This is a genomic window from Candidatus Frankia nodulisporulans (assembly GCF_902806475.1).
Lineage (GTDB): Bacteria > Actinomycetota > Actinomycetes > Frankiales > Frankiaceae > Frankia > Frankia umida.
The window spans coordinates 1-8222 of record NZ_CADCWS010000194.1 but is presented as its reverse complement, the minus strand read 5'-3'; the positions used below and the strand labels follow the sequence as shown (position 1 = coordinate 8222).

Below are 8222 nucleotides of genomic sequence, written 5' to 3'. Positions count from 1 at the left end.
GACGGAACCGAACCGGACGGGACGGTGTCGCCGGTCGGGGCTGCGACCAGGTGGCTGGCCGAACTGATCGACGCGCTCGCCGACGTGGCCGGGTCGCCGGCACCCGCGGAGGTCCGGGCCGAACTCGCCGTGCTCAGCGACCTGACCGCACCGGTTCCGGCCGGCCTCGCGGCGACCTCACTGTGGGTCGCCGGTGGTTTCCAGCGCGACATCGCGGCCCGGGAACTCGTCGGTCTGGCCGAGGCGGTCCGCCACGACATCGCGGGTGGGGTGCACGCCCGGCCGACCACGGAGTTCCTCGCCAGTGTCGACGCCGCCCTGGTCAGCGCCGGCCCGCCGACGGCAGCAGCCGCCGCCGCGCCGGCGGGCCAGGTGCTGCCGAGTTCGGCGGTGGAGGGGGTGCTGCGGGCCTGCGCGGTGTCCGACGAGCGCATCACCGACTCGGCGCAGGGATCGATCCTGGCCACCGACCTGGCGCGGATCGTCGCGGTGATGACGTCGTGGCTGGCGGCGGCCCGGTTTTTGCCGCGGCCGATGTGGCCGGTGGCGTTTCTGCTGCGCACCGCGGCCCGGATCGGCTACGAACTGGTCCGCGACATCACGCACCGGCGTCGACGGGTGGTGATCGCCTTCGGGCTGCTGCTGGTGGTGGTCGGCGTCGTGGCCGCGCTGGTCGGCTCCGGGCTGGTGGGAGGGCTCGGTGTCGTGGCCGCGCTGGTGGGGCTGGTGATCGTCGGCGTTCCCGGCTGGCGGCGGCTACCGGGGGGTCTGGCGGTGGCCGCGGCGGGGGCGCTGGTGCTCGTCGCCGCGGCGGGGGCGATCCCCGTCCTGCACGACCCGGCTGTTCGACTGGTTGGGCGACGACGCCGTGCCCTACCTCGCCGACCATCCGTGGGCGTGGGCGCTGGTGTTCCTCGCCCTGGTGGCACCGGGCGGCTGGTCGCTCGGCGAGGCGGTGCTCGCACGCCGCGCTCGGCGCCGGGCGCGGCGGCGGCGTCAGCTCAGGAGACATCCGACCAGCTGAGCGATCCGGTCGGGTCCTGGAGGCAGGTCAGCGGACGGCCAGACGCATCGGGCACGATCCGACCGACATCGGCCTGCTCGCAGATGTTGCCCTGGCGTGGCCGCGTCGGGGCGGAGCTCGGCGCCTCGGTGGCCCACCGCCCGCCGGCGCCGGAGGACTCATCCGGTGCGCAGTAGAGCGCCAGACCGTTGATCGCCGCGGCAGGCCCGGTGTTGCGCCGCGGGTTGCAGGCCTCGCCGAGGAACACCGCGGAGGGCAGCGGAACGGGTGCGGCCGGCCCGCTCGACGTCGCCGCGCCCGGCCCGGCCGCGCCGGACGACCCCCCGCCAGCCGCGGCCGGCGAGCCACCGGCGGCGGACGGTGACGCCCCGCCACCCGCCGGCGCATCCGGGGCGGCGCTGGCCTGGGGCGTGGCCGGACCCGGCGAACCGTCAACTCCGCTGGTTCTGGTTCCACCGACTTCGGCGCCCTGGGTGCCGCTGGCGCCGTCCGGGGCGGTACTGATGGTTGCGCCCGCCTGGTCGGAGCCATCGGCGGCCGATGTTCCCGGGCCGGTGGGATCGGGCGTGGACCCTGCCGGCCCCGGTGAGACGCCCGCGCCCGCCGCCGCTCGGGAGCCGGCCGCCGCCTCGTCCACCGAGGACGCCCCGTCCGAACATCCGACCAGCGCGACGAAGAGCAACCCGGTCGTCACGACCGTGACGGCCAGGCGGGCGCGTGCCTGCACAGCGCACACGGCGAACCTCCCGTCGCAGGTCGGGAGTGGACTCCTACCCCGGATCGGGACGGGCTGACCCGGTCCTGCGATTCAGCTTAGGTACCGTCGCGGTCATCTCGGGCAGCTTCGGCCGAACCGGGCCATCGCGCTCACCCGCCGCCGTCGCGCCGTCGCGCCTGGCTCGCCCGGCTCGTCACCACGCCGCCCGGATGGCCGTCCGGGCTTCCGGGCTTCCGGTGAGACCGTCAGGCGGCCGATTCGGTAACGGGTTTGAGGGCGCCATCGGCGGCCATCTCCAGGGCGACCTCCTCGAGCGGGACGGCGGCCCGCGGCGCGACCGGCACGTTCGGCGCCTGGGTGCCGAGCTCGACCCAGCCGAGGAGTTCCTCGCCGGCGCGCAGGCCGAAGGCCGCCCGCACCGGTGCGCTGTCCAGCAGCGGAACCGACTTCCAGGCGGAGGCGACCCCGACCGCGTGGGCGGCCAGGCAGATGTTCTGGGCGGCCGCGGCGGCCGAGGCGTCCTGCTCGGCGACGGGCACCCGGGCCTCGACCCGGGCGGCGATGACGGCGATCAGCGCCGGTGAGCGGGTGGCCTTGCCGGCGGCCTTGCGCACGATCGGTTCAGGCAGGCCACCGACGGCCTCGGCGGCGGTGGTGATCGCGGCGGCCAGCGCCGTGCGAGCCTCGCCGCGCACGACGACGAACCGCCACGGCCGCAGCATCTTGTGGTCGGGGGCGGTGGTGGCCGCGCGCAGGATGGCGGTGAGCTGGTCGGTGCTCGGCCCGGGTTCGACGAGCCGGGTCGCGGTCCGACGCGTCAACAGGCAGTCGAGTGCGTCCACGTGAACTCCTTCTCCGAGGGCTTTGGTGCTGATGGGCGGGCTTCGGGGCTGGTGGGCGGGCTCGGATGCGGGCGGCCCCGGTCGCCCCGATTTTAGTGAGGCTACCTCATGATGAGGATGGATACCCTAAGATATCCTTACCGTCACCATAACTGAGGAGGCCGCGCGGATGCCGCCACCGGACACCGGCGACGAGGTCGTGGATCTCGTACTGGCCGCCGGCCATCGCGTCCGCACCGCCGTCGACGAGGCGCTACGGGCCGGCGTCGGCCTCACCCTGCGCCGATTCAAGATCCTCACCCTGCTCGCGGAGACGGGGCCCTGCCGACTGCGCGATCTCGCCGACGCCGTGCGGGTCGCCCCGCGCACGATGACCGCCACGGTGGACGAGCTCGAATCGGCCGGTCTGATCGAGCGCCGAGCCCATCCGCACGACCGGCGCGCGGTGCTGGTGGCCCTTACGTCCGCCGGCCGGCTGACCCTCGACGAGGGTCGGCGACACCGCGGCGAGGCTGTGACGGGAATCACCCGTCATCTGGACGCGGCGCAACGTGCCCAGCTCGCGGAGTTGCTGACCTCGCTCGTCAACAGCGCCGCGCCAGCCCGCATACCTGGAGCGGCGAATGACGGGCTACCGTAGGTGATGTCCCGTTCGGACCATCCGCCGGGAGGTTCCCGTCACCCCCGTCGTCCGGATCGAACGCCTGGCCAAGCGATACGGGTCTCACCATGCGGTCCGCGAGATCAGTTTTACCGTGCGCGAGGGAACCGTCACGGGCTTTCTGGGTCCGAACGGCTCCGGTAAGACGACGACGCTGCGCGCACTGGTGGGCCTGGTGACGCCGAGTTCCGGGCGGGCGGAGGTGTTCGGCCGATCCTATCGGGAGCATCCCGACCCGGCCCGGTTGGTCGGTACGGCGCTGGGCCCGGCGTCCCACCCGCGGCGCACCGCCCGTGACCAGTTGACCGCGCTGGCCATGCCGCTGCGCGTCGGCCGTCATCGGGTGGACGAGGTGCTCGCCACCGTGGGGCTCACCGCGGCCGCCGACCGACGCACCGGCGGGTACTCGCTGGGCATGCGTGGGCGACTGGCGCTGGCCTGCGCCCTGCTCGGCGACCCGGCCCTGCTCGTGCTGGACGAACCGCACGGCGGCCTCGACCCCGACGGCATCCGCTGGCTGCACGACTTCCTGCGCGACTGGGCGGCACGGGGGCGCACGGCACTGCTGTCCAGCCACGCGCTGGCCGACGTCGCCCGCACGGCCGACCACGTCGTCATCATCAACGCGGGTCGGGTCGTGCTGGACGTGCCCACCGCGGAGCTCGACCAGGCGCTCGTGGCCGACGCCCCGGCCGCCGACACCGGACGGGTCGAGGTCCGGGCGGCCGAGGCCGGCCGGCTCGCCGACCTGCTCGCCGCCGAGGGTCTCTCGCCGCGCTGGTCCGGCCCCGACGGGCACACCCTCGTCCTGCCCACCGGCACCGCCGAACTCGTCGGCCGGCTCGCCGCCCGGCACGGGATCGCCCTGGTCGAACTGCACACCCGCGCCCCCGACCTGGCCGATGTCTACTTCTCCCTGACCGGTCCGGGATGAGCGCCATGGACAGGGTCGACGAGACGCGGGCACACCTCGAGGAAAGCTCCACAGCCACAGCCAGGACGGCGGGAGGGGCAGCGGGAACGGCAGGGGCCGGGTCGACGGGCGGTGCGGGGATCGGGGTGCTGGCGCGGACCGAGGCGTTTCGGATCGCCAGCGGCCGCTGGCAGCCGATCGCCCTGCTGGCCGCCGTCGTCGTGCAGATACCGCCGATGCTGTGGGCGAGCCAGGACGCGGTGATCGCCTACAACGGGCTGCGCGCCCGCTCGGGGCTGTCCACCGCCTACGCGACGATGGCGCTGGGCATCATCGTCGCCACCCAGGGCTATCGGTATCGCACCGCGGACCTCACGTTCCTGGTCGTCCCGCACCGCCACCGGGTCGTCGTCGCGCAGGCGCTGGTCGTCGGCGCCGTCGGCGTGGCACTGAGCGCGGTGCTGTTCGCCGGGTGGCTCGCCGTGGGCGTGCTGCGCCACGGGGCGGCCGGGATGCGTCTCGACCAGCCGGGTCGGCTGCTCGTCGCCTACGCGGTGGTGGCGCTGACCGTGGCCGCGGCGGCCGCGCTCGGGGTGGGGCTCGGCACGATCCTGCGCGGGTCGGGTGTCGCCCTGCTCACCCTGATCGGCGCGGGGGCGTTCGAGCTGGCGTTCGACGGCGCGCGTTTCCACGGTCCGGCGACCGCGGTGCTCGGGGTGCTGGCCTGGCCGACATCCGAGCTGGAGGGCACCTCGCTGGTCGCCGCGGTCGGCTGGGGCGGGCTGGCCCTGGGCGGTGCGCTGCTGGCGGTGCGACGGGACCTCGCGACATGATCGGCGGCACGCGCCCCAGCAGAGCCCCCGGTGCGATGTGGGACGGATCACCTCTGACGCGTCGAGCCGACGCATCAGCCACCGCGTCGGAGCTGGATCGGCCTACCATCCCGCACATGGTCCCGTGCCCGACCTGTGCGGAGGAGAACCCGGAGCGGGCGCGCTTCTGCTCCGAGTGTAGCAACCCCCTACCCAGCGCCGGCAGCGGCACGCGCAAAACCGTCACCATCATGTTCGTCGACATCGCCCGATCCACCGACATGGGCGAGAAGATCGACTCGGAGCCGCTGCAGCAGGTGACGTGGCAGTTCTTCACCACCGTCCGGGAGGTCATCTACAACCACGGCGGCTCGGTGGAGAAGTTCATCGGGGACGCGGTGTTCGCCGTGTTCGGCATCCCCGTCCTGCACGAGGACGACGCGCTGCGCGCCGTGCGTTCGGCGCTGGACATCCGCTCGGCCATGGAGGCGCTCAACGCCGACCTGCAGCAGCGCTGGGGCCTGCGGCTGCGGGTGCGGATCGGGATCAACACCGGGGAGGTGACCGTCGCCGGCGGGGGCGTCACCGGCGACGCGGTCAACGTCGCGTCCAGGCTCGAAAGCGCATCCCCGCCCGACGAGATCCTCATCGGCAACTCGACCTACCGGTTCATCCGGCACAGCGTGACCGTCACCGCCCTCGACCCGCTGGTCGTCCAGGGCAAACGGGAGCCGCTACAGGTCCACCGGCTGACCGGCCTGGTCGACCCGACCGCCGGCCCCGGCAGCCGCGCCCCGGTGCTCGGCTTCACCGCCCCCGTCATCGGCCGCAACCGGGAACGTCGCCGGTTGCAGGACGCCTTCGAGGCGGTGGTGGAGGAACGCACCTGCCATCTGTTCACCGTTTTCGGCTCGGCCGGCATCGGCAAGTCGCGGATGGTCGGCGAGTTCTGCGCGTCGCTGGCGCCGCGGGCCACCGTGCTCACCGGGCGTTGCCTGTCCTACGGCGAGGGCATCGCCTACTGGCCGCTGATGGAGATGGTGCGCCAGGCCACCGGCCTGTCCGCGGACGAAAGCCCACCGGATGGCCGGCGCCGGCTACGTGAGCTGCTCGACGGCGTCGGCCAGGCCGCGGAGATCGTCGAGGCGCTCGCCCCGCTGGTCGGCCTCGGTGGCGCCGAACTCGGCCCGCAGGAGAGCTTCTGGGCGGCCCGGTCGTTCTTCCAGGCGCTGGCGGCCCGCCGTCCACTGGTGTTGTGGTTCGACGACGTGCACTGGGCCGAGCCGGCCCTGCTCGATCTGATCGAGAACATCGCCGACTGGTCCCGGGACGCCCCGATCATGCTGCTCTGCCTGACCCGCCAGGAACTGCTCGAGGATCGCCACGGCTGGGGCGGCGGCAAGTTCAACACCACGTCGATGCTGCTCGCGCCGCTGACCGAGGCCCGCTGCCAGCGGCTGATCCGCAGCCTCATGGGTTCGGACGACCTCGACCCGGCGCTGGTCAACCGGATCACCATGTCGGCGGCGGGCAACCCGCTGTTCGTCGAACAGATGGTCGCCGCCCTCGTCGACGACGGGCTGCTGCGCCGTGAGGGCAGCCGTTGGATCGCCACCGGCAGTCTGCGTAACGTCACCGTGCCGCCGACGATCTCCTCTCTGCTTGCCGCCCGCCTCGACCGGCTCGACCCCGCCGAACGCCGGGTGCTGGAGCGGGCCGCGGTCGCCGGTGAACGGTTCTACCTGGACGCCGTCATCGACCTGTCCGACCCCGGTGAACGTCCGATGGTCGCCACGCACTGCCTGAGCCTGGTCCGCAAGGAACTCGTCCACCCCGATCGTTCCGACCTGCCCGGGGTGGAGGCGTACCGGTTCCTGCATGTGCTGCTGCGCGACTGCGCCTACGAGTCGACGTCCAAGCGTCGGCGGGCCGAGCTGCACCAGCAGTTCGCGCAGTGGTTGCAGGCCCGGCTCGTCGGCGGGCCCGGCGAGCATGACGAGCTGGTCGGCTACCATCTGGAGCAGGCCTACCGGTTCCGGGTGGAGATCGGCCTGCGCGGGCCGGAGACCACCGAGCTCGGCCGTTCGGCCGCGACCTGCCTGATCGAGGCCGCCGACCGGGTCCGCCAGGGCGATGAGACCAGCGCCGCCCAGCTGCTCAAGCGGGCGATCACCCTGCTGCCCGAGATCGATCCGCTGCGGTTGCGCGCCGAGATCGACATCGGCTGGGCGCTGTTCTCCTTCAGCCGCCACTCCGACGCCGAACGCATCCTGCGGCAGGTCAGCGAGCGGGCCCGCCGGGCCGGTGAGGACGGGCTACGCGCCCACGCCCGGCTCGCCCACCTGCGGGTGCTGTTCGCCACCGACCCCGAGGGCCTCGTCGCTTGCGATGTTCGTCCGTTCCGGTGACGACGTCGGCGCGGCGCTGGCCTGCCGCGGTCAGGCCAGCGCCTACTTCGCCGCCGGTCAGTTCGCCGCCGCCGAGCAGGCGATGGAGAACGCGGTCCGGCACGCCGAGGAGTCCGGGGTGCCGCGGGCCGCGCAGTCGCTGCGCCGCGAACTCGCCCTGCTGGCCAGCCTCGGCCCGCGTCCGGTCGCCGCCAGCCGGGCCCACGCGACCCTCGCCCTCGACGCCGCCGGCGACGACCGTGCCCTGCGCCGGGCCCTGCTCGCCCAGCTCGCCGTGCTCGCCGCGATGGCCGGTGAACTCGAGGACGCCCGCATCCACCTCAAGGCGGCCGAGGAGATCGTCCACGACCTGCGTGGTCCCCGGGTCGACCCGCATCACGGCGGTTTCGTCGCCGCCCGGGTCGCCCTGCTCGCCGACGACCTGACCGTCGCCGAACGCGAACTGCGCCGCAGCTGCCGCGCCCTGTCGCAGCTCGGTGAACGCGCCATGTTCGCCAACCGGGCCGCCGCGCTCGCCGATGTGCTTGTCCGCCTCGGCCGGGTGGACGAGGCCGGCAAGTACGTCACGCGTTGCCGGGACGCCGCCGCCGCCGACCAGCTGCCCGCCCAGGCCGGCTGGTGCGGTGTGCACGCCCGCCTGCTGTCGCTGCGCGCCCGGCACGCCGAGGCGCTGCGCTTCGCCGACACCGCCGTCGACCTCGCCGCCCGCACCGATGACCTCGACGGCCAGGCGCACGCGCTGCTGTCCCGGGCCGAGGTGCTCTACCGGGCCGGACGCAAGGACGACGCCGCCGAAAGCATGGAACAGGGCATCAACCGCTATCTGACCCGCGGCAACGTGGCC

Annotated in this window: 5 protein-coding genes and 2 pseudogenes; 6 read left to right on the top strand and 1 reads right to left on the bottom strand. The window is 73.8% G+C overall.

Features of this window, described 5'->3' with window-relative positions:
• Positions 1–1200, top strand: a pseudogene (locus G6R24_RS15700) (hypothetical protein); the annotation flags it as partial.
• Between the two features lie 12 nt (positions 1201–1212).
• The gene (locus G6R24_RS15695; protein WP_163549991.1) at positions 1213–1818 is read left to right on the top strand and encodes a hypothetical protein; all 606 of its coding nucleotides are present in this window, start codon (positions 1213–1215) and stop codon (positions 1816–1818) included.
• A gap of 169 nt (positions 1819–1987) precedes the next feature.
• Here G6R24_RS15695 and G6R24_RS15690 read toward each other — a convergent pair whose 3' ends face one another.
• Positions 1988–2584 (bottom strand): nitroreductase family protein, encoded by a 597-nt coding sequence (locus tag G6R24_RS15690; protein ID WP_163549990.1) that lies wholly within the window; start codon positions 2582–2584, stop codon positions 1988–1990.
• A 169-nt stretch (positions 2585–2753) separates the two neighbouring features.
• Between G6R24_RS15690 and G6R24_RS15685 the strand changes: the two genes are divergently transcribed.
• From G6R24_RS15685 to G6R24_RS15670, 4 genes and pseudogenes are all read left to right on the top strand, one after another.
• Complete coding sequence (locus G6R24_RS15685; protein WP_163549989.1) at positions 2754–3224, top strand: MarR family winged helix-turn-helix transcriptional regulator; 471 nt, start codon at positions 2754–2756, stop codon at positions 3222–3224.
• Positions 3225–3339: 115 nt separating this feature from the next.
• The gene (locus G6R24_RS15680) at positions 3340–4179 is read left to right on the top strand and encodes an ATP-binding cassette domain-containing protein (protein ID WP_244957363.1); all 840 of its coding nucleotides are present in this window, start codon (positions 3340–3342) and stop codon (positions 4177–4179) included.
• 5 nt (positions 4180–4184) lie between these two features.
• Positions 4185–4991, top strand: coding sequence for an ABC transporter permease (locus tag G6R24_RS15675; protein WP_225438590.1), 807 nt, complete (start codon positions 4185–4187; stop codon positions 4989–4991).
• Between the two features lie 116 nt (positions 4992–5107).
• A pseudogene (locus G6R24_RS15670) lies at positions 5108–8222 on the top strand (AAA family ATPase); the annotation flags it as partial.

What these genes read in the sequence shown, in the direction of transcription:
- G6R24_RS15685 (WP_163549989.1), top strand. Translation starts at nt 2,754, where the DNA reads ATGCCGCCACCGGACACCGGCGACGAGGTCGTGGATCTCGTACTGGCC.
- G6R24_RS15675 (WP_225438590.1), top strand. Translation starts at nt 4,185, where the DNA reads ATGGACAGGGTCGACGAGACGCGGGCACACCTCGAGGAAAGCTCCACA.